The following is a 1,016-nucleotide window of genomic DNA, read 5'->3' on the forward strand; positions in this document are numbered from 1 at the left end:
AGGCTTTCCTGATATTCAGCCTCAGCCTCTGAAGCAATAGTAATACCGCCGCCTGCCCAAATAGAGAGCTGGTTTTGATATTGTTGAAAACTACGAATTAAAATATTCCAGCGTCCAGTACCATCGAAATTAAAATATCCTAAAGTGCCGCAATATGCTCCCCGAGGTGCGCCTTCTAGCTCTTCAATAATTTGCATTGCCCGAATTTTAGGAGCTCCTGTAATTGAACCTCCTGGTAAAGCAGTGAGTAACATCTGCATAGGATTAATATCATTTTTAAGTGTAGCCGTAATCTCACTCACCATATGATGAACTTGATTGAAGCTCTCAATTTCGAATAGTTTTGTTGTTTTTACCGAACCTGTATTGGCATAAATGCTCAAATCATTACGTAATAGATCAACGATCATCACATTTTCTGCTTGATCTTTTTTAGAATTTTTTAAAGTTTGTTTTGAAAGTAAATCCTGCTCTTTATTCTCATAACGAGGCATTGTACCTTTAATGGGTCTGGTTTTAATTTGCTTATCTACATTAAATTCAATAAATAATTCAGGAGAGCAACTTAATAACTCAAATTCTGTTAATTTTAAATAACCAGAATATGGTGCATTGGTTAAATTCCATAGCTCATCTGCTTTATTTAATAACGAACCAGTAAAATTCGCTTTGAATTCTTGAGTAAGGTTAATTTGATAACAATCTCCTGCCTTAATATATCCTTGTATTTTATGAAAAGCAGTTAGGTATGTATTTTTAGACCAGCGAGGATGAATATTTTGTTCTAGTTTAAAATTGTTTTTTTGTAGTTTGCTAGAAGGTTTATTGAGTAGAGCTAAAAGATAGTTAAAAATTTCAAAAGCATTATTTTCATCGCTAAAAAAATACAATTCATTATTTATTTTTTTAATAAAAGAATAATAGGAACCTATAAATAAAGACGGTTGTTTATGTGATTGATTATTTATAAATTGATGTGCAGAAAAGTCATAACTAATAAAACCAATATATCCACC

The 1,016-nt window shown here is 31.7% G+C and carries 1 protein-coding gene; it reads right to left on the minus strand.

The genetic code is table 11. From position 1 onward, the window contains the following. The coding region (locus VXQ92_RS21405) for an anthranilate synthase component I family protein (RefSeq protein ID WP_416683110.1) at positions 1-1,016 on the minus strand (1,016 nt) is incomplete at both ends.

The organism is Acinetobacter sp. 228 (genome assembly GCF_048147885.1).